Source organism: Thermostichus sp. MS-CIW-15 (assembly GCF_054060575.1).
In genome coordinates this window covers 21,966-47,842 of the sequence record NZ_JBSSDI010000013.1, presented here as the reverse complement: position 1 = coordinate 47,842, position 25,877 = coordinate 21,966, and the positions used below count along the sequence as shown (strand labels likewise).

Here is a 25,877-nt window from a genome sequence, read left to right as displayed (position 1 = left end):
GGCCCGGCAGCATGAATGACCTTCCTACTCCTCTAACCCGTCGCAGCGTTGCGGCCAGCAAAGCCCTGGCCATTGCCAACGTCAGCATCACTCCTTTCGGCCGCAAGCTCAAAGAGCTGGGCTTTGCCGACGATAAGCAAATCCAGGACATCCAAAACGCCCTCAAAGCCGATCGCGAAGGGGGCAGCAAGGCCCTAGCCCTGGTGGTCAAAGAGATTGTCGGCAAAGAGATCACCCCTGACCTGGAGCGGGCCTACAAGCGGCAGCAGCTCTTTGAGCTGAAAATCATCTACGGGATCCCCCCCCTCGACATCGATTTGGAGCCGGTGGAGATCTCGGAGATGATCGGGCTCATCGACTCGCTCTTGCCTCTCGACATCTGCAACCGCTACAAGTTCTTGCCCATCCGCCGCCAAGACAACCAAGTGCTGGTGGCGATGGTCAGGCCGGACAACCTGCAGGCGCTGGACGACATCCAGCGGCGCTTCCGCATCCAGGGGCTGAAGCTGCAGCGGCGGGTCTTCACCCAGCGGGATTTCGACGCCCTGATCAACCGCTACATGGATGCCCAGGCGGAGCTGCTGGCCATCAAGGGGATCAACGACGCGGCTGCCCCTGTCCAAGAGGAAGAAGAGGTGGTGGTCAACATCGCCGAGCTCGATCTGGACAGCATCGAGGATGTCGCCGTCGATGAGGCTGGCGAGGGATCCCTGGAGCAGCAGCTCAAATCGGCAGATGATGCCCCGATTATTAAACTGTCCAACCAGATCCTGGTCAAGGCCCTGCAGGACGGGGCGTCCGACATCCACATCGAGCCACAAGAAGAATACCTGCGCATCCGCTTCCGCAAAGATGGGGTGTTGCGGCAGGCTTTTGAAAACTTTCCCAAGAAGATCGTCCCTGCCCTTACCGCTCGCTTCAAAATCATGTCCAATTTGAACATTGCCGAGCGGCGCATGCCCCAGGATGGGCGGATTCGCCGCGTCTTCAAGGGGCGCAAGGTGGACTTCCGGGTCAGCACCCTGCCCTCCCGCTACGGGGAGAAGATCGTGCTGCGGATTCTGGACAACTCCGCCACCCAGCTCGGCCTGGACAAGCTGATCACCGACCCAGAGACCCTGGCCAGCTTCAAGGAGGTTGTCAGGCGACCCTTTGGCCTGATCTTGGTAACCGGGCCCACCGGATCCGGGAAAACCACCACCCTCTACTCGGCGCTGGCAGAAGTGAACGATCCCGGCATCAACATCAGCACCGCCGAGGATCCCATCGAATACTCCCTGCCGGGGATCACCCAGGTGCAGGTGATCCGCGAAAAGGGCATGGACTTTGCCATGATCCTGCGCGCTTTCTTGCGGCAAGACCCGGATGTGATCCTGGTGGGGGAAACCCGCGACCACGAGACGGCCAAAACCGCCATCGAAGCCTCCCTCACCGGCCACCTGGTGTTGACCACCCTGCACACCAACGATGCCCCCGGTGCCATCGCCCGTCTGACGGAGATGGGGATCGAGCCGTTCATGATCTCCAGCTCGCTGTTGGGGGTGCTGGCCCAGCGCTTGATGCGTCGGGTATGTACCGAGTGTCGGATCCCGTACCACCCCACATCCGAGGAGTTGGCCCGCTATGGCCTCAGCCTCAGCGGCGACGGCGAACAGCTCACCTTCTACAAAGCCAACAAGCTCTCCCCCAAAGAGATCGAGCAGCGCAAAGCCACCGGCAAGCCCATCTGCGAGAAATGTGGGGGCGTGGGCTACAAAGGCCGCGTGGGGGTGTACGAGTTCATGCGCATGAACGACCGCCTGGCCGAGTTGATCAACAAGGGGGCTCCCACGGAGGTCATCAAGGAAGCCGCTGTCGAAAGCGGCATGAAAACCCTGCTCGCCTACAGCTTGATGCTGGTAAAGCAGGGCCTGACCACGCTGGAGGAGGTAGATCGGGTTATCCTCACCGACAAGGGTTTGGAAACGGAGCTGAAGGCCCGTGCCAAGGCCCTTAGCACCTGCCGCAACTGTGGCGCCGCCCTGCAGGTAGACTGGATGGATTGCCCCTACTGCCTGACGCCGAAGTTTTAGGCAAGGCGCCTGGCTCTTGACGCCGCCAAGGTGCTGATTATAACAGTCCTATACGAGTCCTGGAGGGTTGCCTCTAGCCCGGCTTTAGAAGGGTTTTTCATCGACAACTCCTAGGTCGAACCCAGCCTGACTCAGCTTACCGATTGGAGACACCAGCCCTATGCCACAACTCATGATCGAAGACCTGATGGAAGAAATCGTCCGCAGGGGCGGTTCTGACATCCACATCTCAGCCGGTTTGCCCCCCTATTTCCGCATCAATGGCGAACTCCAGCCAACCGAGCACGAGCCCCTCACCCCTGAGGAGGTGCAGCGGCTCATTTTCAGCATGTTGAACAACACCCAGCGCAAACACCTGGAGCAAAACTGGGAGTTGGACTGCTCCTACGGCGTGCGCGGGATCGGGCGCTTCCGCGTCAACGTCTACCGGGATCGCGGCACCTACGCCTGCGCCATGCGGGCGCTGGCCTCTGAGATCCCCAACATCGACAAGCTGGGCCTGCCGGATGTGTGTAAGGAGATGGCCCGTCTGCCTCGGGGCCTGGTGTTGGTGACCGGCCCGACGGGATCCGGCAAGTCCACCACTTTGGCCGCTATCATCGACTTCATCAACCGCGAGCGGGCCGAGCACATCCTCACCATCGAGGATCCCATCGAGTACATCTACACTCCCATCCGCAGCATCATCCACCAGCGGCAGTTGGGCGAAGACACCAAGAGCTTTGCCAATGCTCTGCGGGCGGCGATGCGGGAAGATCCGGATGTGATCCTGATCGGGGAGATGCGGGATCTGGAAACCATCCAGTTGGCCATCACCGCCGCCGAGACCGGCCACCTCTGCTTTGCCACGGTCCACACCAGCTCTGCCGCCCAGACGGTGGATCGCCTGGTGGACGTGTTCCCGCCGGAGCAGCAGCAGCAGATCCGCGTGCAGCTCTCCAACTCCCTCAAGGCCGTCTTCTCGCAAACTTTGGCCCGCCGCCTCAACCCCAAGCCGGGAGAGCCCGGGCGGGTGCTGGTGCAAGAGATCATGGTGGTGACGCCGGCCATTGCCAACCTGATTCGGGAGGGCAAGACGGCCCAGATCTACTCGGCCATCCAGACGGGCGGCAAGCAGGGCATGAAGACCCTGGAGCAGGATCTGGCCAACCTCTACCTGCAGGGCAAGATCGACTTCGAGACGGCCATGTCCAAGACCTCTCGCCCTGAGGAGTTGCAGCGGCTGTTGGGCAACGTTGCCGGGCCCTCGCCAGCCGCGGCAGCTCAACACCAGCGTCCAGCGGGGGTTGCCGTCCGTCGTTGAGCCGCAGCGCCGCGTCCCGGGGTGAGGTCTTCTTGCCGATCTCTGGCCGCCGCCTCAATTTGTGGCTAAGCTCTAGCTGAGAAAGTTAGTTGCCCAAAGTTCGGGGGCTGGATCCCACAACTCGAACCCTCTCATCATGAGTTTGAATCGGGGGTAAGCTATGCCGCGCTACAAGGTTCGGGGGTTAAAGGCCGGTCAGCCGGTACGCCTGACGGTGGTGGCCAACAACTTGACCGAGGCGCGTGCACGGCTGCGCCGAGAGGGCGTTTTTGCCAAGCCAGAGGACATTCAGGAAGAAAAGCCCTTTTTCTCGCTGGAGACCTCTTTTGATTTCTCGATGCTGGGATCCATCGACATTCGGGACAAGGCGGTGTTCTCGCGGCAATTTGCTGCCCTGATCAACGCCGGCGTGTCGATGGTGCGCTCCCTCACCATTATGGAGGAGCAAACCGGCAACCCCAAGCTCAAAAAATACCTGCGGGCGATTCGGGCGGAAGTGGAGGCGGGGAAAAACCTGTCCGATTCCATCCGCCCCTATCCGGATGCCTTTGACGGCCTCTACTGCAGCATGGTGCAGGCGGGGGAGGTGGGCGGCGTGCTCGACGAGGTGCTCAACCGCCTGGCCAAGCTGCTGGAGGACATGGATCGCCTGCAGAAGCAAATTAAATCGGCCATGACCTACCCGGTGGTGGTGACCATCTTGGCCGTCTTAATCTTTTTGGGCATGGTGCTGTTTATCTTGCCCACGTTTGAGAGCATCTACAACGACTTGGGGGGTGAGCTGCCCGCCTTTACCCAGTTTTTCATCAACATCAGCAAGTTCCTGCGCACGCCCCAGTACAGCTTGGGCCTGGTGGGCTTTCTGGTGGCGGTCTTCTTTGCCTTCCGCCGCTTTTATCGCACCCCCGCCGGCAAGGAGACCATCGACGCGCTGGCCCTCAAGCTGCCCATTTTCGGGGATCTGATCCAGAAGTCGGCGGTGGCCCGTTTTTGCCGCACCTTTGGGGCCTTGACCCGCTCTGGGGTGCCGGTGCTGACTTCGTTGGAAATTGTGCGCGACACTTCCGGCAACCAGGTGGTGGCCAACGCCATCGACGCCGCCCGCCAATCCATCTCGGAAGGGGGCCAGATCGCCCCGGCCCTGGATAAGGCCAAGGTCTTCCCGATCATGGCCATCCAGATGATCAGCGTGGGCGAAGAGACGGGGGAGCTGGATGCCATGCTGATGAAGACGGCGGACTTCTACGAGCTGGAGGTGGAGGAGGCGGTGCGCGCCCTCACCAGCCTGCTGGAGCCGCTGATGATCGTGATCTTGGGGGGGATGGTGGGCTGCATCATCGTGGCCATGTACCTGCCGATGTTCAACGTGTTCGAGCTGGTGAAGTAGCGACCCCGTCCCCAGGGCAACCAGGACACATAGGGAGGAGGAAGGGATCCCATGCTGCGGCGCTGGTTGGTGGCCCTGGGGGTGTTCTTGGCCGTGGGGCTGGCGGTTTTGCTGTCGGAGCCGCCGACGGGATCCCTGACGGGGCGGGTGGAGCTGCCGGCAGGGGTGGCGCCGGGGAACGTCCAGGTGATTGCCGCCGGCCCGGTGAGCCGCAGCGTCAGCCCGTCTGCGGAGGGCGAGTATCGCTTGGATCAATTGCCCGTTGGGGAATACCGGGTGACGGTGCGGGGATCCGGCCTGGAAACCGTCTTCAGCGAGAGGCCTGTGCAGGTGCGGGAAGGGTCAGTAGCTTCTGCTCCTCTCCTGCGCCCGCAGCTTCTGCCCCCCAGCCTCTACCTCTACAGCACCAGCCAGGTGTTCACGACCGCCGAGCCGGCGCGGCTGGAGTGGAGGGCCAGTGGCTTGAGGGCGGTGCAGTTTGCCGTTTACCGCTTTTCCCTGGCCGATCTGGAGGGATCCCCTCGCTTGCGGAATTTGGCCCTCGGCTACGGATCCCTGGATCCGGATTTGTATTCCACCCTGCGAGGAGAGCTGCTGCGCCGTTGGCAGCAGCCGCTGGGGGGAGAAGAGGTGACCCGCACCTTGGATCTGGGGATCCTGCCGCCGGGGGCCTACTGGCTGGAGGCGGAAGGACAGGAGCCGCTGAACCCGAGTGCACCTTTGCCCCGTTCTGAGGAGTGGCTTTTGGTAAGCGACCTGGGCCTAATCCAGAAACAGGATGCCAGCCAGTTGGTGGTGCAGGCGGTGCATTTGCAGGAATTGCGTCCTCTGCCGGGGATCCAGATCCAAGTTTTTGGGGAGTGGGGGGATCCCTTGACGGCCACCACCGACGAGGAGGGGCTGGCCCAGTTTAGCTTGCCGGCGGGGGAGAGATCCTCGTTGGTGGTCTATGGCCGCAGCGCCGACAACACGTTGCAGGTTTTGTCCCGCAGCTACACCTACGGCTGGAACCAGCCGTACCGCATCTACGCCTACCCAGACCGCCCCCTCTACCGCCCCGGCCAGACGGTTTATTTTCGCGCCCTGGTGCGGGAGCAAGGCCGCCTCACCCCGCCCCCGGCAGGCCAGCCGCTGCAAGTAACCCTCGCCGCTCCCAACGGCGATGTGCTGGAGGAGCAGACCCTGGCCACCAACGCTTTCGGCAGCGTCCACGGGCAGTTTCAATTGCCGGAAGAAACCCCCCTGGGCAGCTACAGCCTAGAGTGGCAGTTCCAGGGATCCAGCCGCGAGTCCACCGACTTTGGGGTGGCAGCCTACCGCAAACCGGAGTTTGAGGTGACGGTGGTGCCCGACCGGCCTTGGCTGGTGCGGGGGGGATCCCTGAAGGTGCAGGTGGAGGCCGAGTATCTTTTCGGCGCGCCGGTGGCCGCTGCCCAGCTCCGCTACCGAGTTTACAGCAGCCCCGACTGGAGCCTGCGCTATGGGCTGTTGCCCCGTTCTGCCGAGGAAGACTATTTCGCCGACGACCTGGGAGAGGAGCAGGGCTACTATGGCGGCTACGGCCAGTTGGTGGCGGAAGGAGAAGGGGTGACGGATGCCCAGGGGCGGGCGGAGTTTCGCCTGGATCGCCTGCTGCAGGATCTCAACTGGGAAGAAGACAGCTACTGGGGCCCCCAAGAGGTGCAGCAGTTGCGCATCGAGGTGGAGGTGACCGATATCAGCCGCCGGACGGTAACAGGATCGGCGCGGGCCTGGGTCACGGCTGGCGAATTTGCTCTGTTTGCGGAAGTGAACCGCCATCTGCCGGCTCCGGGGAATACCCTCACCTACCGGCTGCAAGCCCGCGATTACGATGGCCGCCCCGTCAGCGCCACCGGAGAGCTGAGCCTGGAGCGCTGGCGCTGGGATCCCAAGAGCAGCACCTACCAACGGCAAGGTACCCTGCTGCGGCAGCCTTTTCAGATCGTCAACGGGGAGGGCAGCCTCACCCTCAGCTTGCCCGCCGACCTGGAGCCGGGAGACTACCGGGTGCGGTTGACGGCATGGGATCCCCGCCGCCGTCGCGTGCAGGAGGTCGCCTCTCTCTGGGTGGTGGAGCCGGGCAGCCCCCTGCAAAGCTGGGGATCCCTGCCCAGCCTGGAGGTGGTGGCGGATCGCCAGATCTACGAAGTGGGGGAAGAGGCCCAGATCCTGATCGCCTCGCCGCTGCCGGATCTGCCGGTGCTGGTGGGCCTGGAGGGATCCCGGCTGCACCAGGTACAACTGCTGCGCCTGCAGGGGCATACGGCCACCCTGCGCCTGCCCATCCGGGAGGAGTATCGCCCCAACCTCTACGTCACCGCCACTGTCGTTGGCCCAGAGCGGCGGCTGTACCAGAACGAGGCGCTGCTGCGGGTCTCGCCGCTGGATCGCTTTTTGCAGGTGGAGCTGCAGACGGATAAGCCCACCTACCAGCCGGGGGAGACGGCCCGAATTCAAATCCGCACCCGCAATGCCCAAGGGCAGCCGGTCAGCGCCGAGGTGGGGCTGGGGATCGTGGACAATGCCCTCTACCTGCTCCGGCCCGACTTTACCCCCGATATCCGCCGCTTCTTCTACGGGCGCCAGGACAACCAAGTCACCACCACCACCTCTTTCCCGCAACAATATCCCGGCGGCGCCGACAAGCTGGCCGGCCAAGTGCGGGAAGACTTTCGCGACACGGCTGCCTGGTTCCCGGATCTGGTTACCGACGCCGATGGCCTGGCCCAGGTAGAGGTGCGCTGGCCGGATAACCTGACCACCTGGCGCTTGACTGCCCGCGCCGCCACCGCCGACACCCAGGTGGGATCCGCCCTGGCCAGCGTCGCCGTCAGCAAAGACCTCTTGGTGCGCCTGGCCACCCCTCGCTTTTTCCAGGTGGGGGATCAACTCACCTTGGCCGCTGTTGTGCAAAATCGCACCACAAAAGCCCAGGCGGTGGAGGTGGGGCTGGAAGTGCCCGCCAACTTGGCGTTGCAAGGCCCGGATCGACAACGCCTTACCGTGCCGGCCCAGAGGGCGGAGCGGGTGGAATGGCCCCTGCGGGTGCTGGGGGCCGGCGAGACCCCCCTGCGGGTTTGGGCACAAGGGGAGGGGCTGCAGGATGCGCTGCAACTGCGGATCCCCAGTCAGCCCTTAGGGGCAGTGCACCGCTTCTTCCAAACGGGGCGGCTGCAGGAGGATGGCCTTGAGCTGCCTTTGGATTGGCCGGCCACCTGGGTGCCGGGATCCCGACACCTGCATCTGGAACTGGCCGCCAGCCCCGCAGCGGAGCTGTTGGGGCCCTTGGACTACCTGGTGCAGTTCCCCTACGGTTGCACCGAGCAGACTTTGAGCCGCTTTTTGCCCGCCTTGGCGGTGGCCCAGGCCGGCGAGCAGTTGGGCCTCAGCTTGCGCTTGCCCACCCTGGAGCGGCTGCCGCGGGTGGTTCGGGCCGGCCTGCAGCGGCTGGAGGAATCCCAGAACTACGACGGCGGCTGGGGCTGGTGGGCCTACGACACCAGCAACCCCTACCTGACCGCCTACATCCTGCAGGGCTATCATCTCGCCCAGGCCGCCGGCTACGCCCTCAAGGAGTGGCGGGTGCGGCGGGCTTTGGAGTATCTGGCTGGGCAGCCGTTCCAACGCCTCTCCCCCGATCTGCGGGCCTTTGTGGCCTACAGCCTGGCCCTCTGGGATCCGGCGCTGGTGACTGCCGAGCTGCCGCCGCCGCCGCAGCTTTCCACCTTTGGCCTGGCCTACCGCGGCCTGGCCGCCCTGCAACGGGGCCAGCGGGATCTCGCCCAGGCGGCTCTGGAGGAAGGTCTGCAACGGCGACAAAGGGATCCCCAGGGCCGCTGGTTTATTCCTGCCGCCTCCGCTCCGCCAGCCGGGGAACGCCCCACCTACGACGACCTGGAGGTGGCCGGGCCCCTCCTGCAACTGGCCGTGCGCCTCCAGGATGGCCGCGCCGGGGAGATCGCCACCGCCCTTCTCCAGCAACGGCAGGACAACCGCTGGCGCACCACCAAAGCCACCGCCGACGCCCTCCTGGGCCTGGTGGCCCACTACCAAGCCCAGCAACAGCAACAGCCTGGCCCCCGCCAGGTGCGGGTGCAAGATGGGGTAAGCGGGGCGCAACTGGCCCAGTGGCAGGCCGGTCCTCAGGATCCTCGCCAGGTGCTGGACTGGGACGACGCCGAAGTGAGTAACCTGCGCCGCCTGCGCCTGGAAAAATCCGGCCCCGGCCCCCTCTACTACAGCCTGCGGGGAGAGGCCTTTCTGCCGGAGCTGCCGCCCCCCGACAGCCAGGGCTTCACGGTGAGCCGCCGCTACTTCCGCCTACAGCCCCAGCCCCAAGCCAATGGCGAGATCCGCTACCGGGAACAGCTCCTGCGCCCCGGCGAGGCGGTGCGGGCGGGCGAGGTGCTCCTGGCCCGGCTGACGGTGGAAGCTGAGCGGGATAGCCACTACGTGGTGATCGAGGATCCCTTGCCCAGCGGCGCCGAGATCACCTCCCGGGATCCGCGAGGGCTTGCCGCCGACTACTGGTGGGACTGGTTTTGGGCCCATCAAGAGAACCGGGACGACCGGGTGGCCTTCTTCAGCACCGAGCTCAAGCGGGGCCGCCACGAGTTCGTCTACCTCTTCCGTCCCGAGATCCCTGGCCAATTCCAGGTGGCCCCTGCCCTTGTCGAGGAGATGTACGATCCCAGCCGCTATGGCCGCAGCGCTGGCCAGGCGCTCAAAGTCCTGCCCTGAGCTTGAAGCTGCCCAGGGATCCTCCCTAGAGGCCCCAACGATGAGATAGTAGAGGGGCGAGCAGAGTTGGGCAGCCTATGATCCTGCGCACCGTGGCCACCATCCCTTTTCCCGACCAAAAGCCGGGCACCTCCGGCCTGCGCAAGCCGGTGCAGGTGTTCCAGCAGCCCCACTACCTGGAGAACTTCATCCAATCCACCTTTGACGTCCTCGAGGGATCCGCCGGCCAAACCCTGGTGGTGGGCGGAGACGGCCGCTACTACAACCGGGAAGCCATCCAGATCCTGCTCAAGATGGCAGCAGCCAACGGCATCGGGCGAGTACTGCTGGGCCGGGGGGGGATCCTCTCCACGCCAGCGGTTTCCTGCTTAATTCGCAAATACGGGGCCTACGGCGGCATCATCCTCTCCGCCAGCCACAACCCCGGCGGCCCCCAGGGAGACTTCGGTATCAAGTACAACATCGGCAACGGCGGCCCTGCCCCGGAGAAGGTGACCGAGGCCATCTACGCCCGCACCCAGCAGATCCGGGAGTACCGCATCCTGCAAGCCCCGGATGTGGACCTGGATCGCCTGGGGGAGCAGCGGCTGGGATCCCTGACGGTTTCCGTCATCGACCCGGTGGCCGACTATCTAGGCCTAATGCAGCGCCTGTTTGATTTCGACGCCATCCGCGACTACCTGGCCTCCGGGGTTCGCATCGCTTTCGACGCCATGCACGCCGTCACCGGCCCCTATGCCCACGCCATCCTGGAGGGAGCTCTAGGGGCGCCCCAGGGCAGTGTCCTCAACGGCCAGCCGCTGCCGGATTTTGGCGGCCTCCACCCAGATCCCAACCTGGTGCACGCCCGCGCCCTGGTGGAGCTGCTGTTTCGGGAGGATGGGCCGGATTTCGGCGCCGCCTCCGACGGGGATGGGGATCGCAACATGATCCTGGGCCGCCAGTTCTACGTAACTCCTAGCGACAGTCTGGCAGTGTTGGCTGCCAACGCCCACTGGGTGCCCGGCTACCGGGAGGGGCTGGCGGGGATCGCCCGCTCCATGCCCACCAGCCAGGCGGCAGACCGGGTGGCGGCCAAGCTGGGGATCCCTTGCTACGAGACGCCTACCGGCTGGAAGTTTTTTGGCAACCTCCTGGATGCCGGCAAAGTTACCCTCTGCGGCGAGGAGAGCTTCGGCACCGGCTCCCACCACATCCGGGAAAAAGACGGCCTCTGGGCTGTCCTCTTTTGGCTCAACATCCTCGCCGTGCGGCGCCAGTCGGTGCGGCAGATTGTGGAAGACCACTGGCGCACCTACGGGCGCAACTTCTACTCCCGCCACGACTACGAGGGGCTACCGGTGGAGGTGGCCGAGGAGCTGATGGAGCACTTGCGGCGCTCCGTGGCAAGCTGGGTGGGGCAGCGCTTTGGCTCCCAAACAGTAGCCTATGCCGATGACTTCAGCTACACCGATCCCGTGGACGGCAGCACCAGCCGCAACCAGGGGATCCGCATCGGCTTTGAGGACGGCTCCCGCATCGTCTACCGCCTTTCCGGCACCGGCACCCACGGGGCCACCCTGCGGGTGTACTTGGAGCGGTTTGAGCCGGATCCCAGCCGGCACGGCCTGGATCCCCAGGTGGCCCTGGCCGAGCTGATCCAACTGGCGGATCACTTCGCCCAGATCCGCGCCCGCACCGGTCGGCAGCAGCCGGATGTGATCACCTGAGAGTTCTGCCGAGAAGCTAGATCTCTCTGGGGGGAGGGATTGGGGGCAATGGCCGGCAGAGAAAGACGCTCGAGAGTGGCGGTAGGATGAGGAGGTGGGGACCCTTCCACAACGCCTCCACATCTTTTTTCTGTCTGTGTTCACTGCTCCTCCTGCGAGTTTGGCAGCCGATCCCATTGCCCCTTTTGCTCCCCAAACCTGGAGCTGGCGGGGTCACGCCATTCGCTACGTCGTCCAGGGATCTGGCTCCCCACTGATTTTGGTGCATGGCTTTGGGGCCTCCATTGGCCACTGGCGGCACAACATCCCTGTGCTAGCGGCGGCGGGATACCGGGTCTATGCTTTGGATTTGCTGGGGTTTGGCGGCTCGGCCAAGCCGGCCCTTGCCTACAGTCTGGAGCTGTGGGCCGAGCTGCTGGCGGATTTTTGGCGGCAGCATGTGCGGCAGCCGGCGGTGTTCATCGGCAACTCTATCGGCGCCTTGCTCAGCTTGCTCATGGCTGCCCGCTATCCCCAGCTTGTTGCTGGAGCCGTGCTGCTCAACTGTGCCGGCGGTCTCAACCACCGCTCCCACGAGCTCAGCCCGCTGGCCCGCCTTTTCATGGCCACCTTCACTGCTCTGGTGGCCTCGCCGGTCACGGGGCCCCTTCTGTTTGATTGGGTGCGGCAGCGGCAGCGGATCCGCGCCACTCTGAAACAGGTGTACTGCAACCCTGCCGCCATCACTGACGAGCTGGTGGAGATCCTCTACGCCCCTTCCTGTGAGCCGGGAGCGCAGCAGGTGTTTGCCGCTGTTCTCACGGCTCCCCCTGGCCCTCCGCCGGAAGCGTTGCTGCCCCAGGTGCGCTGTCCGCTGCTGGTGATTTGGGGGGAACGGGATCCCTGGACGCCTATTCAGCGGGGTCGCGGCTTTCAAAACCATGTGCAGGGGATCGACTACCAATTTTTCCCTCTTCCCGATACGGGCCATTGCCCCCACGACGAGCGCCCAGAGATTGTCAACCCCTTGATTTTGAGCTGGCTACCCAAAGCCTTTGCCACGGCTTAGCCTTTCTTGGAGGCTTGGGTAGTTCTTTTGCCCAGGCCCAGCCACTTGCGCACCCTGTCTATCCAGCTCTGAAGGGGCGAAGGCTGGGGCCGAACTGCCACCTGAATGGGCTCGTCTTGAAACTCTTTGTCCTTAAGGCGAAAGCCAAACTCCAGCTCGTCTTTGACTTTGCTAAGACGGGGAAAGAGGCGGACGGCTGCTTTTTTGAGCTCTTCCTCGTTTTGGAAGATGGCCTGGTGGATGGCGCTGGAGCGACTGACCGCCAGGGATCCCACGGGCAGCCAGGGGTTGGGTTTGCCGGGCTCAGCTTGGCGGCGCCGGGCAAAAATGGCGAACTCCGGCATCCCCTTGGCTTTCAGCTCGTCGTAGCGTTTGGCGGCTTCCTTGCGCTTGGCCGTGTTGGCCTTGGCCGGTTTCTTCTCTGGCTTGGATTGGCTGAAACCCTTGGGCTGACTCATACTCCAGTAGGGCAACGGTGGATTCCCATAGCTTAGCGCAGAACGACTCCCGCCCGCGGGAAGATGCCATGCATGGCATGCTATACTTACAAAGCCTTGGATTTGGATTGCTCCTCGGGATGTAGCGCAGCTTGGTAGCGCACTTCGTTCGGGACGAAGGGGTCGCAGGTTCGAATCCTGTCATCCCGATAGATTCAGGAAAATGCGGGGCAACGGCCATCCTTCGAGCCTAAGGCCCTCTTCCCCTTGGGCAGCAGAGGGGCAAAAGCGCAGCCTGCGGCACTCAGATCACTGGTGGGGTTGTAGGTGACGCAGCCAGGCGTTGACGTTAACGCGGAGCCGCTGCCCAAGCTGGAAGAGGCGGCGCAAGGTTTCGCCAGGGATCTCCTGGCCTTCTTCTCGAAGGTGGGTTGGGCCGCTCGCGCTCCCTTCAGCCAGATGCAGTTGAAGTTCTCTCTGCCGTTCCAGACCCAGCAGGTAGAGCTCCTGGAGGCTATCCAGGTTGATGGGCAGGCGCAGATCGTCAGCTAGTTTTAGCCACTCCTCCAGGTTGTGGAGCTGTTCGCCAAAGCTCTCCGGCTCAAAATCGTGGGCAAGGTGCCACATCCCCCGCTGCAAGAGCCGATCCAAAACCCGGGCCGCCTCCTCCCGCCGCAACTGACACCCCAACTGCTCCGCCTCGCGGGCGATTGCCCGCAACTCCAGCAGGTGATCCTGCTTGCCCCCTTCCACTTCCATCGCCCGCAAGCTGCTCAACAGGCGCTGGTTGAGAGTGATCTGCGCGGCAGCCAACAGCTCTTCCGGGATCGGCAGGCCATCGGCCCGAAAAGCCATCAAAACCCCGTAATTTTCCAGGTAGGTTTGGCGATAGAGCTGGGCCAGGCGATCTAACGTGTCTTGGGTAAGCCAGCGCAGCATCTGCTGCCGGTCTTCCTCAATCAGGGCGTTGAGGTCAAAGGTTTCCGGGCCAAACAGCTCTTGCAGGGTTAGGACTAGCTGGATGCGGCTGCGGGATCCAGATAGCAGGGTGGCTTTCAACTGCTCGTAGCTGCGCCGCCCTGTAAACGGCTTAACCCCACACTGAAAGTCCCAGCCGCCCAGATGGAGGAGAGCGTAGATGAGGTCGTGCTCTTCGCCGGTGTTGGGAAAGGCGAGCTTCACCCGCCCGACGAGCAGTGTGGATCCCCCTATAGCCAGGCGCTCCTGATCCACCGGCTCCAGCATATATCCGGGGGCTCGGGGCATGCCGTTGCACAGGGAAAGCAGGGCGTGCTGGGCCACCAGCCGCTGTGGGCTGATCAAAGCGGGGCGCACCAAAGCCCAGTAAACCCCCTTGCCATCTCTGTATAGGTCGAGGTTACTGGGAGCCTTGCTCAAGCGGCCCAGAAACTCTTCTTCCAGATCCACATCCGCCACTGCTGCCGCCAGCTCGATGGCCCGCGCCGCGTAGCGCAGGATCTGCACTCCCTCAGGACGCGAGAGCTCCTCGAAGAACCAGCCGCAACTGGTAAACATCAACTGGCCGTAGCGCTGCATCTCCAGTAGGCGCAGCACCTGCACTCGGTCTTCGGCAGTGAGGCGGTGGCTCTGGTGCTCCTGCAAAAACGCCTCGCAGCGCTCCCGATCCAAGATCACCTCGATGTAGCGATCCCGGGCCAGCCAGGGATCCCGCAGGTAGGCCTTGGCCTCCGTCTCGTAGATCTCGGCCAACTGATCCCGCAGCCAGTTGAGGGCCTCCCGCAGCGGTTGCCGCCAGCGCTGGTGCCAGCCTGGAACCGCCCCACAGCCGCAGTCGCGCGACCACCGTCCTACCCCGTGGGCGCAGCTCCAGGCGGTGACCGGCTTCAGTTGCACCTCCCAGGTGGGGGGATGGTGGCTGAGGAAGTGGCCGTAGTTGCCCACCTGCCACCCCCGCCGGGGAAACTCTTCGCAAAAGGCGTAGGCCAGCGTGCGCTCCACGCTGCGCTTGTGGTGGCCAAAGGTCTCGCCATCGGTAGCACAGTTGATCAGATAGGGTTCCCCTTTTCTGTCAGGGCGGATGGCCAGCCGGATCCGCTCCGCCAGCGACTGGGTGCTGTAGACGATATCGCCAAAGCCAAGATCCCGGGAGATAGGGCCATCAAAAAAGAAAATGTCCAGGTAGCCGCTGCGATCCGGGGTAAAGCAGCGGTAGGGCCGGCTGGGATCGATCTGACCCTGGCTGACATCGATCCATTCCGTTTGACCCAAAGGACGAATGCGCTGCGCCTGGCTGGGTGCCAAGATGACAAAGCGGATCCCGCAGTCGACTAAGGCTTTAACCGTTGCCGCATCGATGGCGGTTTCCGCCAGCCACATGCCCTCGGGAAAGCGGCCAAAGCGATGCTGGAAATCGGCAATCCCCCAGCGGATCTGGGTGTACTTGTCCCGCTCGTTGGCCAAGGGCAGGATGACGTGGTTGTAGACCTGGGCGATGGCATTGCCATGCCCCTCCAGCCGCTCGGCGCTGAGGCGGTCGGCAGTCAAGATGCGTTGGTACACTTCAACATCGTGCTCCTCCAACCAGGAGAGGAGAGTGGGGCCAAAGTTAAAACTCAAGAATTCGTAGTTATTGACAATGCGCACCACCCGCCCCTGCTCGTCCAGGATGCGGGCAAAGGCGTTGGGACGATAACACTCCGCCAGAATGCGCTCGTTCCAGTCGTGGAAGGGGGCAGCGCTGGGCTGGCGCTCAATGCGGTTTAGCCAGGGATCCTCCCGCGGCGGCTGGTAGAAATGACCGTGCAGCACCACGTAGGGAGCGGTGGTTGTAGCTCGCGGAGGCGGAGAGCTAGCATCAGCTAAAAAGGGAGCCGGATCCCCTTGCCCTGATTCGGCCGCCGGCATAGAGGCGTTTTTGGAGCCACTCGGCAGCATGAGACCCTACTCCTTGCCCGCCCTCGGAGCTTCAGTTTTGGGGAGACGGGCTGCTAGTTAACCTAAGTTCATATCCATACGTTACAGCGATCCCCGATCTGCGACTGTCAACGTAAAGGACTTGGACAAAAATTTGACGGCGAATAACTATTGCTTAGCAATCTTCTTGCGTTCCCCCAGCGAAGACTCTTGAGCAAGCCCGAAGATGACCCGATCTCACTGCCACTCGGAGTAACAAGCTATACAAAAAGCCTCACTGATGTCTCCAAGGCTCCCTCCTGGTGGCCGGCCATTGGCAGTTGTTCATGGATTTTGAGGACAGCTTCCAGGCTACAGGTGGCTGCGAAGCTTGTAGCTTTCCAGGGTGTTGGCCAGCAGCATCGTCACCGTCATCGGCCCCACGCCGCCTGGTACAGGCGTGATGGCAGCGGCCCGCTCTTTGACCGCTTCGTAGTCCACATCTCCCACCAACTGCTCAGATCCGTCAGGGTCTTGGATACGGTTAATGCCTACATCGACAACCACGGCGCCCGGCTTCACCATGTCTGCCGTGAGCAAGCGAGGACGCCCTACAGCCATGACCACAATGTCGGCACTGCGGGTTACTTCAGCCAGGTTGGGTGTACGGGAGTGGGCCACGGTAACCGTTGCGTCGGCGGCCAACAACATCAGGCTCAGGGGCTTGCCCACCAGGAGGCTGCGGCCGACCACCACCGCTTTTCGTCCGGCAATGGGGATCCCTTCCGCTTGCAACAGGCGCATCACACCTAGAGGCGTACAACTGCGCAGGCCGGGCTCGCCGCGCACTAGCCGGCCCAGGTTGAGGGGGTGGAGACCGTCCACGTCTTTGGCGGGGTCGATGGCCAGAAGGGGCGGGATGGGATCCCAGCCGGGGGGCAGAGGCAGTTGCACGAGGATGCCGTCGACGCGCTCGTCCTGGTTGAGTTGGGCGATGGCGTCGAGCAGATGGGCGGGGGAGTCTTGGGCGGAAAAATGGCGGCCAAAGGAGGCAATGCCCACTCGCTCACAGGCCCGCTCTTTGCCGCGCACATAGGCAGCACTGGCGGGATCCTCCCCCACCCGCAGCACCGCCAATCCCGGCGGACGCCCCACCCGCGGCAGCCAAGCTTGCACCTGAGCGGCCATCTCAGCTTGCAGCCGGCCAGCCAAGGCTTTGCCATCCAGGATCTTGGCAGACATGGGGGCCCCAGAAGACATCTTGACAACTTGACGATTGTTACGGGTCGAGCATTGTCCGTCAAGCCTCGGCGCAGCAAAGAGGCGACGGCAGAGCGGGATCCCTAGAATGCTTGCCAGTCTTCGTCGTCTTGGTTCAATTCCTCGATGAGGATCTCCACCTGCTGCCGCTTTTCCTCCAAAAACTCGGCGCAGCGCTTCAGGGTCTGGGCGGCCTGTTGGAAGCGCTCCACCACCTCCGCCAGATCCAGCTCTCCCGATTCGATCTGGGCAATCAGACTTTCCACTTCGGCGATGGCTGCTTCGTAGCGCCAGGGATCCTCACGTTTGCGGCGGCTCATGGCTCTCCTCCACTCGGGCCCAGAGGCTGCCCGAGGCCAGTTGTATCCTCAGCCGGGTCTGGGGCGGCAGGCGGTGGCTGCGGACCAGGGATCCCCGCTCGTCGCGCACCAGGGCATAGCCCCGCCTGAGAACGGCGGCAGGATCGAGGGCTTGCAGGTGCTGCTGGAGAGCTTGGTGGCGCTGTTGCTGCTGCTGGAGACGGTGGCGCACGGCCTGGACCAGGCGCTGCTGCTGTTGGGCTAGGCGCTCCTGGGCCTGCTGCAGCAGCCGCTCCGGATGCACCTGGGCTAGGCGGCGCTGGGCGTGGTGCCAACGCTGTTCAGCTTTTTCCAGAGCATGCAGGGTGCGCTCGACAAGCTGCTGGCGCAACTGGAATGCCTGGCGCTGCAGTTCCCGCAGATCGGGCACAACTCGCTCGGCGGCCGCTGTGGGGGTGTGCGCCGCATAGTCAGCAGCGTAGTCAGCTAAGGTCTCATCCCGCTGGTGGCCGATCCCGGTCACCACCGGAATGGAGCACTCGGCAATGGCCCGCACCACCCGCTCGTCGTTAAAGCAGGCCAAGTCCTCGCCGGATCCGCCCCCCCGGGCCACGATCAGCACTTCCGCCCGCCCGTCCCGCTCCACCCGGCGAATGGCCCGCACAATCGACTCCGGGGCCGCCTCCCCCTGCACCTGGGCTGGCGCAAACAGCACCCGCAGCCCGGGGTAGCGCTGGTTGAGGGTGCGGCGGATATCGCCCCAGCCAGCGGCGTCGGGAGAGCTGACGACGGCAATACACTGAGGGTGGGTGGGCAGGGGCCGCTGGTTGTCGAACAGGCCTTCGGCGGCAAGGCGGGCCTTAAGCTGCTGAAACCGCCACGCCAACAGCCCCTCGCCCGCCGGCAGCAGTTGCCAGATAACCAGGCGGTAGTAGCTGCCGCCGCTGTAGATGCCAAGTTGACCCAGGGCCAGCACCCGTTGCCCCACTTCTGGCCAGAAGCTGAGCCGGGCAGTCTGACTTTGCCACACAACCCCCTTGAGGAGGTCGCCGCTTTCCGGATCCACCAGGGTCAGGAACAGGTGGCCGTTGCGGCTGCGCTGGCAACTGGAGACTTCTCCCACCACCCACAGCCTGGCCAGGTAGGGATCCCCGGCCAGCAGCGATTTCAAGTAGCCGGACACTCCCCCCACCGAGAGCAGGGGGACTTCCTCGGCAAGAAAGGATTCTGTCCCGCAGTCGAGGCCATCAAAGGCCAGAGCCATTGCTTGCGGATCCAGATCGCGCATACGGGCTCCCCCATGGAAATGCTCGGGATCCCATCTAGAATAGGCGACGACAGGGCGAGAGAGGAGGCGAGCTGCGGTGACCTTCGCCCAGTGGCTGGGGCTGGCAGCATTGCTGGGTTTGCTGGTTCTGCTCTGGCAGATCCGGCAGATCCTGCTGTTGGTGTTTGCGGCCATCGTCTTGGCAGTAGCTTTGGATACCTTAGCCCAGATCCCGCAGCGCTACGGCTTTCGCCGCGGCCCCTCGCTCCTCATCACCGGTTTGACGGTTCTGGTGGGGGCGATTCTGGTGGGGCTGATCGTGGTGCCTCCCTTGGCGGATCAGTTGCGGCGGCTGTTTACCGATGGGGTGCCCGCCGGGATCGTGCAGGCGCAGCGGCTGTTCGAGAGCCTCATCCTCTCGTTGCCGACGGATATCGAGCTGCCGACGCTGCGGGAGTTGGCCAATAGCTTGGTGCCCCAGGCCACCGAGTTGGTGCGCCAGGTGCGCGACTTTTTCTCCGAGTCCTTCACCGCCTTTTTCGCCACCCTGCTCAATCTGTTGTTTGTGATCATCCTCACCATCCTGTTGTTGGTGGATCCCCAGGCTTATAGCCGCGCCTTTGTCTCGGTTTTCCCGGCCTTCTACCGCCCCCGCGTCCGCTACATCCTCAAGCGCTGCGAGCTGGCGCTGCGAGGGTGGCTGGTGGGGATCCTGTTCACCAGCAGCTTGGTGATGCTGCTAAGCGGCATTGGCCTCTGGATTTTAGGTGTGCCCCTGAGCCTGGCCAACGCGGTGCTGGCGGGACTGTTTAATTTCATCCCCAACATCGGCCCCACCCTGAGCGTGGTTGCCCCCATGCTGGTGGCCCTCACCGATGCCCCCTGGAAATCGCTGGCGGTGCTGGGGCTCTACATCCTTATCCAGCAGCTCGAAAGCAGCGTCTTCACCCCCATCGTCATGTCGCGGCAGGTGTCGCTTTTGCCCGCCTTGACGCTGATAGCTCAAATCACCTCGGCCTTTTTCTTCGGGGTGCTGGGCCTATTCTTGGCCGTGCCCTTGGCGGCCATCCTGCAGGTGTGGATCCAGGAGGTGCTGATTCGGGATGTGTTGGATCCCTGGCAGGGATCCCGGGCCCGCCCCTTGCCCCTGGCCAAGGGAGATGGGATCCCGGCTTCCCAGGAGAAGCGGAAGCCTCTGCAGCCGGAGAACGAGAACGCCATCCTGCTGCCGTGAGGGTAGAGAAGTTACGGGAGCCGCGGGAAACGTAATCCTCCTTCACATTTCTTCCACAACTGCAGAGGCGCTTCTATAGTGAGGATCCCGTCTCCATCCGTCCAAGGATCGGAACCGCCATGTCCCACTTCACCACCTTGCAAGTGCAAATCAAGGATGCCGACCTGCTGGAAGAGACCCTGAAGGAATTGGGCTACACCGTGGAGCGGAACGCCAGCCTGCGCGGCTACCTCTGGAACCGCACCCGCGCCGATCTGGTGATCCGGCAAAAGAACGGCTTCGACATCGGCTTTCGCCGCAACGGGGATCACTATGAGCTTGTGGTGGATCTGTGGGGGGCGGGCATCGATCCCCAGACCTTTCTGGAGCCGATTTTGCAGCGCTACGCCCACAAGAGCTTGCTGCGCTCTGCCCGGCAACAGGGCTTCGCCATCGAGGCGGAGGAGCATCTAGAGGATGGCACCATCCGCGTAGTGGTGGGGCGCTGGGTGTAGCCGGGCCCATTGGCATCCGCTCATGCTCAGCAACTCCCGACCCTTGGTGGGCACAGGTGAGGGATCCCGGCCCCGCCCTTGGGATCTGGTGTTGGGAGGACAAGCTGCCGCCAGCGGTGCCCCGGCCCACGCCTTAGTTTTGGGGGGGCTTGAGGGGGCGCGGCGACGGCTCACCCAGGGCGACGAGGCGGTGCGTCTGGCCACCTTGCCCCAGCTGCTGCAGTACGGGCCGGCAGGCCTGGCCGAACTGATCGAAGCACTTGCTGGCAACACCTCCTGGGCGGTGCGCCTAGAGGCCTGGCGGCTGCTCTCCCAGCTCGAGCAGCCGGAGGCAGAGGAAGCCTGTCGAACCTACAGCCCCTTTCGCCCGGTGGGGGGTGCCCAGGGGGTCATCGTGGCCTATCGGCGCGGGGAGCGGAACTTTGCCTACGCCGACTTGGAGGGAGTGGATCTGCAAGAGGCGCGGCTGGGGGGTGCCAACTTCTACGAAGCTAATTTGAGAAAGGCCAACCTGGGTCTTTGCAACTTCAACGGCGCCCACCTGCACCAGGCAGATCTGCGCCAAGCTAACTTGCAAGGGGCCAAGCTCAGTGGCGCCGTCCTCCAGGGGGCGGATCTGAGGGGAGCCGATCTGAGGGGGGCGAAAGTCAGCGGCACCAGCCTGCGGGGATCCCGGCTTTCGGAAGAGACCCGCCTGGAGGAGCGGCTGCGCCACATCTGGCAGTTGCAAAACTGGGGGGGAGAGGGGCAGGATCTGGCCGGCCAAGACCTCAGCAAAGCTGACCTGCGGGGGCTGGTGCTGCGGCAAATTTGTCTAAGGGGAGCCAACCTCAAGCGGGCGGATCTGCGCGGATCCAACCTGGAGGAAGCGGATCTGCGGGGGGCCAACCTGCAGCGGGCGGATCTGCGGGGGGCCAACTTGCAAAATGCCGACCTCGAGGGGGCCGATCTCAGCGGCGCCGAGCTGCGCCAGGCCCAGTTGCAGGGGGCCAACCTGCGCCGGGCTGACCTCAGCCGCGCCAACCTGACTCAGGCCAACCTGGAAGGCGCCCAGATCGAGGGCCTCAAACACAGCGGATCCCAGATTGCCGGCCTCATCTTCCCCGACGGCACCCCCCTCAAGCCCTGGTGGTGGTAGGCTGACCACCGCTGCCAAATCCAAAGGAATCCCAAGATCCCCAAGCCCCCGCCCCAACCTGGAGCAGCATGAGAGTAGAGATACCTAGGGGGTACGGCTATGGTTTTGGCAGAACAGCTCTCAACCAAACCGCTCACCGACGACGAACTGCGCAAAATGGACGCCTACTGGCGGGCCGCCAACTACCTGTCGGTGGGGCAGATTTACCTGATGGACAACCCGCTGCTGCGGGAACCTCTAAAGCTAGAGCATGTGAAGCCGCGCCTGCTGGGGCACTGGGGCACCACACCGGGGCTGAATTTTATCTACGTGCATCTCAACCGCATCATCAAGCGGGAAAACCTCAACGTCCTCTACATCACCGGCCCCGGCCATGGCGGCCCCGCTCTGGTGGCCAACACGTACCTGGAGGGCACCTACAGCGAGGTGTACCCCAACATCGGCCAAGATGCCGACGGGATGCGCAAGCTCTTCAAACAGTTCTCCTTCCCCGGCGGCGTGCCCAGCCACGTGGCCCCAGAAACCCCCGGCTCCATCCATGAGGGGGGAGAGCTAGGCTATGCCCTGGCCCACGCCTTTGGGGCGGCCTTCGACAACCCCGATCTGTTGGTGGCCTGTGTAGTCGGGGATGGAGAGGCGGAAACCGGCCCTCTGGCTGCTTCCTGGCACTCCAACAAGTTCCTCAACCCCATCCACGACGGGGCAGTGCTGCCGATTCTCCACCTCAACGGCTACAAGATCGCCAACCCCACCATCCTGGGCCGCCTCAGCCGTGAAGAGCTGCAGAGCCTGTTTGTGGGCTATGGCTACAAGCCTTACTTCGTAGAAGGCTCCGATCCGGCCCAGATGCACCAGTTGATGGCCGCCACTTTGGACACGGTAATCCACGAGATCCAAGAAATCCAGCAGCATGCTCGTACCAAGGGGGATCCCAGCCGTCCCCAGTGGCCGATGATCATCCTGCGCACCCCCAAAGGCTGGAGGGGCCCCAAAGAGGTGGACGGCAAAAAGGTGGAGGATTTCTGGCGCTCCCACCAGGTGCCGCTGGCGGATCTGGCCAAGAAACCAGAGCACCTCAAGATCCTGGAAGAGTGGATGCGCAGCTACAGACCGGAAGAGCTCTTCGACGAAAACGGCCGCCTGCGGCCCGAGCTGCAGGAGCTGGCCCCCAAAGGGGAAAAGCGCATGGGCGCCACCCCCTATGCCAACGGCGGCCTGCTGACGCGGGAGCTGAAAATGCCGGATTTCCGCCGCTACGCCGTGGACGTGCCGCACCCCGGCACCCTCGAAGCCGAAGCCACCAAGGTGCTGGGGCAATTCTTGCGAGATGTGATGAAGCTCAACCCCCACAACTTCCGCCTCTTTGGCCCCGATGAAACTGCATCCAATCGCCTGGACGCCGTGTTTGAGGCCAGTGACCGCACCTGGGTGGCGCCTATCTACGACTACGACGAGCACCTCTCCCCCGATGGGCGGGTGATGGAGATCCTGAGCGAGCACGTCTGCCAGGGCTGGCTGGAGGGCTACCTGTTGACAGGCCGCCACGGCTTTTTCTCCTGCTACGAAGCCTTCATCCACCTGGTGGACTCCATGTTCAACCAGCACGCCAAGTGGCTGAAGACCACCCGCCACATCCCCTGGCGGCGGCCCATCCCCTCTCTCAACTACCTGCTCACCTCCCACGTGTGGCGGCAGGATCACAACGGCTTCAGCCACCAGGATCCCGGCTTTCTGGATCACGTGGTCAACAAGAAAGCCGATGTTATCCGCGTCTACCTGCCCCCGGATGCCAACACCCTGCTCTCGGTGGCGGATCACTGCCTGCGCAGCCGCCACTACGTCAATGTCATCGTGGCGGGGAAACAGCCGGCCCTGCAGTACCTGGACATGGATGCCGCCATCAAGCACTGCACCCAGGGCTTGGGGATCTGGGAGTGGGCCAGCAACGACCAGGGCTCGGAGCCGGATGTGGTCATGGCCTGCTGCGGCGATGTGCCGACGATGGAAACCCTGGCGGCGGCGGACTTCTTGCGGCAGCACCTGCCGGACATCAAGATCCGGGTGGTGAACGTGGTGAACCTGATGAAGTTGCAGCCGCCCAGCGAACACCCCCACGGCATCAGCGACAAGGAGTTTGTCAGCATCTTCACCCCCGATAAGCCCATCGTGTTTGCCTTCCATGGCTATCCTTGGCTCATTCACCGCCTCACCTACCGCCGCCCCAACCACCACAACCTACACGTGCGCGGCTACAAGGAGGAAGGCACCACCACCACTCCCTTCGACATGTGCGTCCTCAACCAGGTGGATCGCTTTAACCTGGCCAACGACGTGTTGGAGCGGGTGGAGCGCTTCAAATACCGGCGGGATCACGTCCAGCAGTTGATTCGGGACAAGCTGGTGGAGCACAAGCAGTACATCTGCAAGTACGGCGAGGATCTGCCCGAGGTGCGCAACTGGAAGTGGCCCTACTAGTGGATCCCCCTTCCCCCAACTTTCACCTCTAGCCGCCGGCAGGGTAGAGTTTTCTTGGGCTCTCCTGCCGGAGCGTTCTGGGCGGTTGTGCTGGAGGTTGAGAATGTGAGGGGTTCAGAACGGGTGGATGCGGATACCCTTCCCCGGCTGGAAGAGGCGGACTGGGGAGGGATGGCCCTCTCCTTAGTTCTCGGCCTGGCCCTCTCAGCGCTGGTCATCGGGATCCGGCCCCAGGTGGCCGTCCCCTTTGGATTGAGCGTGCTGGGCTCGGCCCTGCTGGGATCCCTGCTTCTCCCGGTCTTGCGGCGCTGGAAGGCAGGCCAGGTCATCCGCGAGGAGGGACCCCAGTCCCACCACAAAAAAGCGGGCACGCCGACCATGGGTGGCCTTAGCTTTTTGCCCGTAGGGCTGCTGGTGGCCGGCATCGGGAGCGGCTGGGATCCCCAATGGCTGGCGGTGGCCCTACTGACCCTGGCTTACACCGTGGTTGGCTGGCTGGACGATTGGCTGGTCATCCGGCAGCGCTCCAACAAGGGGTTGTCTGCCAAATCGAAGCTTTTACTCCAAGTTGGGATCGGCCTGGTTTTCTGTGGCTACCTGGCCTGGCAAGGGATCCCCACCGTTCTCACCCTGCCGGGAATAGGCGCCCTCCCCCTGGGCTGGCTGTTCTGGCCCTTGGCCTTGTTTGTGCTGGTGGGCACCAACAACGCCGTCAACCTCGCCGACGGCATGGACGGCCTGGCGGCAGGGATGGTGGCCCTTGTCCTGGCAGGGCTGGGGCTGACGGCAGCGGATCCCGTTTTGGCGCTCGTGGCCTTTGCCTTGAGCGGCGCCTGTCTGGGCTTTCTGGTGCACAACCACCACCGGGCCCGCCTGTTTATGGGCGATACCGGATCCCTGGGGTTGGGGGGCGCTCTGGCGGGGCTGGCGCTGTTGGGGGATCAGCTCTGGGCCCTGGCCTGGATGGGCGCGGTGCTGGTGGCAGAGGCCCTGTCGGTGATCCTGCAGGTGGGCTACTTCCAATACACCAAACGCAAAACCGGACAAGGCAAACGGCTGCTGCGCATGTCGCCCTTGCACCACCATCTGGAGCTGGGGGGCTGGTCGGAGGTGCAGGTGGTGGGGTGCTTCTATGGGCTAACGGCGCTATTGGTGGGGCTGGGCTGGGCCTGGTGGCACTGGGCCGGCGCTTGAGAGGCAGAGGATCCAGGGGTACCACGGCAGGGGCCAAGCGCCGAAGCCGGACTTGGGGCTGCTTTCGGGGTTGGGAGGAGGTCTAAACTGACTTAAGGGTTGTGGCTTGCCCTGGGCAGAGATTTGTCCATGGGTACAGCATCCTGTCCCCAACCCAAATGGCTGCAATTTCAAAAATGGTTGAAAAGGGCTTCTAGGCCGCCCGCAGAGCCCTCTAAGGCTGCAGGATCATCGACCAAAAGCCGCTCTCTTCATTCCAAAAGGGCGCCAGCGACTCTCCCACCACGTTCGGCCCCCAGTAGCGAGCGGTTCCATCCAGGGTAAAAGCCACCACAATATCGCCGGGGCCGATCTGCAATGGCTCCTCGCCCAAACTCAGCACCAGCCCCTCGCTGCCCCCTTCTCCGGGCGCAAAGTCCCAGTGGGCCGTTTCCGGGTTGAGCAGCCGTCCACCGCTGCGCATCAAGATCACCAGCCGAATCGGGTGAGGGGTGCGATTGCCGACTCGAAAGGCTCCTGTGCGGGTGGAGGTGGGGAAGGCAGACTCTGAGGGCAGGACAGGAGCTGCATTCCCCTCGAAGGAGCCTTGTGGGGATTTTAACATCGGCTGGGCTGCCAACCCCCGAACGAGAGCCAGACCCCAAACCAAAGCGGCAGCCAACCCCAGGGATCTCTGGCGCAGCTTGCCCCGCAAGGTCCCTTTCGGCGGCCCGCCGGCAACAAGAGCGGCAACAGCTTGGGTGATACAGGCAGGAAATGAGCGGATGGAAACAGACATCAGATTACCGCAACCAGGAGTGCTACATGCCGGATTGAGAAAGAAGCTGAGCGACCGTGACCTCGCCATTGGTGAGCAGATCCAGCCCGCAGGCGGCGTCGCGCTCAGAATAGGACGGTTGTTCAGCCACGCTAACACCTCTATCCT

Annotated in this window: 17 protein-coding genes and 1 tRNA gene; 12 read left to right on the top strand and 6 right to left on the bottom strand. The window is 63.5% G+C overall.

Going from position 1 to position 25,877, the window contains the following annotated elements; all coding sequences use genetic code 11:
* The first annotated feature begins 11 nt into the window (after positions 1-11).
* The 6 genes from ACVW0R_RS06600 (at position 12) to ACVW0R_RS06575 (ending at position 12,280) form a co-directional block, all read left to right on the top strand.
* On the top strand, positions 12-2,072 hold the full coding sequence (locus tag ACVW0R_RS06600; protein WP_457501831.1) for a GspE/PulE family protein: 2,061 nt from the start codon (positions 12-14) through the stop codon (positions 2,070-2,072).
* Positions 2,073-2,232: 160 nt separating this feature from the next.
* Positions 2,233-3,375 carry a type IV pilus twitching motility protein PilT gene (locus ACVW0R_RS06595; protein ID WP_099834829.1) on the top strand — a complete coding sequence of 381 codons (1,143 nt, stop codon included), beginning with the start codon at positions 2,233-2,235 and terminating at the stop codon, positions 3,373-3,375.
* A gap of 160 nt (positions 3,376-3,535) precedes the next feature.
* On the top strand, positions 3,536-4,762 hold the full coding sequence (locus ACVW0R_RS06590) for a type II secretion system F family protein (RefSeq protein ID WP_011430786.1): 1,227 nt from the start codon (positions 3,536-3,538) through the stop codon (positions 4,760-4,762).
* 51 nt (positions 4,763-4,813) lie between these two features.
* The gene (locus tag ACVW0R_RS06585; RefSeq protein ID WP_457501830.1) at positions 4,814-9,523 is read left to right on the top strand and encodes an alpha-2-macroglobulin family protein; all 4,710 of its coding nucleotides are present in this window, start codon (positions 4,814-4,816) and stop codon (positions 9,521-9,523) included.
* A 77-nt stretch (positions 9,524-9,600) separates the two neighbouring features.
* A complete protein-coding gene (locus tag ACVW0R_RS06580) occupies positions 9,601-11,232 on the top strand; it encodes an alpha-D-glucose phosphate-specific phosphoglucomutase (RefSeq protein ID WP_457501829.1) in 1,632 nt (543 codons plus the stop codon).
* 136 nt (positions 11,233-11,368) lie between these two features.
* Positions 11,369-12,280 (top strand): alpha/beta fold hydrolase, encoded by a 912-nt coding sequence (locus tag ACVW0R_RS06575; protein ID WP_457501838.1) that lies wholly within the window; start codon positions 11,369-11,371, stop codon positions 12,278-12,280.
* Here the strand turns inward: ACVW0R_RS06575 and ACVW0R_RS06570 are convergent.
* A complete protein-coding gene (locus tag ACVW0R_RS06570; protein WP_011430790.1) occupies positions 12,277-12,738 on the bottom strand; it encodes an HHL1-like protein in 462 nt (153 codons plus the stop codon). The two genes, ACVW0R_RS06575 and ACVW0R_RS06570, sit on opposite strands and share 4 nt — an antisense overlap.
* Before the next feature lie 115 nt (positions 12,739-12,853).
* On the opposite strand from ACVW0R_RS06570, the gene ACVW0R_RS06565 reads away from it, so the two are divergent.
* Positions 12,854-12,927: transfer RNA gene (locus ACVW0R_RS06565), tRNA-Pro, on the top strand.
* Positions 12,928-13,026: 99 nt separating this feature from the next.
* Here the strand turns inward: ACVW0R_RS06565 and ACVW0R_RS06560 are convergent.
* The 4 genes from ACVW0R_RS06560 to xseA all read right to left on the bottom strand — a co-directional run bounded on the left by ACVW0R_RS06560 (position 13,027) and on the right by xseA (position 18,414).
* Positions 13,027-15,633 (bottom strand): DUF3536 domain-containing protein, encoded by a 2,607-nt coding sequence (locus ACVW0R_RS06560; protein WP_457501828.1) that lies wholly within the window; start codon positions 15,631-15,633, stop codon positions 13,027-13,029.
* 330 nt (positions 15,634-15,963) lie between these two features.
* Positions 15,964-16,833, bottom strand: coding sequence for a bifunctional methylenetetrahydrofolate dehydrogenase/methenyltetrahydrofolate cyclohydrolase FolD (gene folD, locus ACVW0R_RS06555; RefSeq protein WP_011430792.1), 870 nt, complete (start codon positions 16,831-16,833; stop codon positions 15,964-15,966).
* Between the two features lie 101 nt (positions 16,834-16,934).
* Complete coding sequence (xseB, locus tag ACVW0R_RS06550; RefSeq protein ID WP_011430793.1) at positions 16,935-17,171, bottom strand: exodeoxyribonuclease VII small subunit; 237 nt, start codon at positions 17,169-17,171, stop codon at positions 16,935-16,937.
* A complete protein-coding gene (xseA, locus tag ACVW0R_RS06545) occupies positions 17,152-18,414 on the bottom strand; it encodes an exodeoxyribonuclease VII large subunit (protein WP_099813353.1) in 1,263 nt (420 codons plus the stop codon). Before xseA ends, xseB begins: the two co-directional genes overlap by 20 nt.
* Before the next feature lie 100 nt (positions 18,415-18,514).
* On the opposite strand from xseA, the gene ACVW0R_RS06540 reads away from it, so the two are divergent.
* The 5 genes from ACVW0R_RS06540 (at position 18,515) to mraY (ending at position 24,952) form a co-directional block, all read left to right on the top strand.
* Entirely contained in the window at positions 18,515-19,651 is a 1,137-nt protein-coding gene (locus ACVW0R_RS06540; protein WP_457501826.1) for an AI-2E family transporter, read from the top strand.
* 119 nt (positions 19,652-19,770) lie between these two features.
* Positions 19,771-20,145, top strand: coding sequence for a DUF1257 domain-containing protein (locus ACVW0R_RS06535; protein ID WP_011430797.1), 375 nt, complete (start codon positions 19,771-19,773; stop codon positions 20,143-20,145).
* Positions 20,146-20,167: 22 nt separating this feature from the next.
* Positions 20,168-21,283 (top strand): pentapeptide repeat-containing protein, encoded by a 1,116-nt coding sequence (locus ACVW0R_RS06530; RefSeq protein ID WP_457501825.1) that lies wholly within the window; start codon positions 20,168-20,170, stop codon positions 21,281-21,283.
* A 99-nt stretch (positions 21,284-21,382) separates the two neighbouring features.
* Entirely contained in the window at positions 21,383-23,758 is a 2,376-nt protein-coding gene (locus tag ACVW0R_RS06525; protein ID WP_457501824.1) for a phosphoketolase family protein, read from the top strand.
* A 171-nt stretch (positions 23,759-23,929) separates the two neighbouring features.
* The gene (gene mraY / locus ACVW0R_RS06520) at positions 23,930-24,952 is read left to right on the top strand and encodes a phospho-N-acetylmuramoyl-pentapeptide-transferase (RefSeq protein WP_414346920.1); all 1,023 of its coding nucleotides are present in this window, start codon (positions 23,930-23,932) and stop codon (positions 24,950-24,952) included.
* A 214-nt stretch (positions 24,953-25,166) separates the two neighbouring features.
* Here mraY and ACVW0R_RS06515 read toward each other — a convergent pair whose 3' ends face one another.
* Entirely contained in the window at positions 25,167-25,730 is a 564-nt protein-coding gene (locus ACVW0R_RS06515) for a hypothetical protein (RefSeq protein ID WP_099813029.1), read from the bottom strand.
* Positions 25,731-25,877 lie beyond the last annotated feature (147 nt).

Bases quoted from the DNA above. Each gene is read 5' to 3' on its own strand.
- ACVW0R_RS06600 (WP_457501831.1), top strand. From the start codon at position 12: ATGAATGACCTTCCTACTCCTCTAACCCGTCGCAGCGTTGCGGCCAGC.
- ACVW0R_RS06595 (WP_099834829.1), top strand. From the start codon at position 2,233: ATGCCACAACTCATGATCGAAGACCTGATGGAAGAAATCGTCCGCAGG.
- ACVW0R_RS06590 (WP_011430786.1), top strand. From the start codon at position 3,536: ATGCCGCGCTACAAGGTTCGGGGGTTAAAGGCCGGTCAGCCGGTACGC.
- ACVW0R_RS06585 (WP_457501830.1), top strand. From the start codon at position 4,814: ATGCTGCGGCGCTGGTTGGTGGCCCTGGGGGTGTTCTTGGCCGTGGGG.
- ACVW0R_RS06580 (WP_457501829.1), top strand. From the start codon at position 9,601: ATGATCCTGCGCACCGTGGCCACCATCCCTTTTCCCGACCAAAAGCCG.
- ACVW0R_RS06570 (WP_011430790.1), bottom strand. From the start codon at position 12,738: ATGAGTCAGCCCAAGGGTTTCAGCCAATCCAAGCCAGAGAAGAAACCG.
- ACVW0R_RS06560 (WP_457501828.1), bottom strand. From the start codon at position 15,633: ATGCTGCCGAGTGGCTCCAAAAACGCCTCTATGCCGGCGGCCGAATCA.
- folD (WP_011430792.1), bottom strand. From the start codon at position 16,833: ATGTCTGCCAAGATCCTGGATGGCAAAGCCTTGGCTGGCCGGCTGCAA.
- xseB (WP_011430793.1), bottom strand. From the start codon at position 17,171: ATGAGCCGCCGCAAACGTGAGGATCCCTGGCGCTACGAAGCAGCCATC.
- xseA (WP_099813353.1), bottom strand. From the start codon at position 18,414: ATGGCTCTGGCCTTTGATGGCCTCGACTGCGGGACAGAATCCTTTCTT.
- ACVW0R_RS06535 (WP_011430797.1), top strand. From the start codon at position 19,771: ATGTCCCACTTCACCACCTTGCAAGTGCAAATCAAGGATGCCGACCTG.
- ACVW0R_RS06530 (WP_457501825.1), top strand. From the start codon at position 20,168: ATGCTCAGCAACTCCCGACCCTTGGTGGGCACAGGTGAGGGATCCCGG.
- ACVW0R_RS06525 (WP_457501824.1), top strand. From the start codon at position 21,383: ATGGTTTTGGCAGAACAGCTCTCAACCAAACCGCTCACCGACGACGAA.
- mraY (WP_414346920.1), top strand. From the start codon at position 23,930: ATGGCCCTCTCCTTAGTTCTCGGCCTGGCCCTCTCAGCGCTGGTCATC.
- ACVW0R_RS06515 (WP_099813029.1), bottom strand. From the start codon at position 25,730: ATGTCTGTTTCCATCCGCTCATTTCCTGCCTGTATCACCCAAGCTGTT.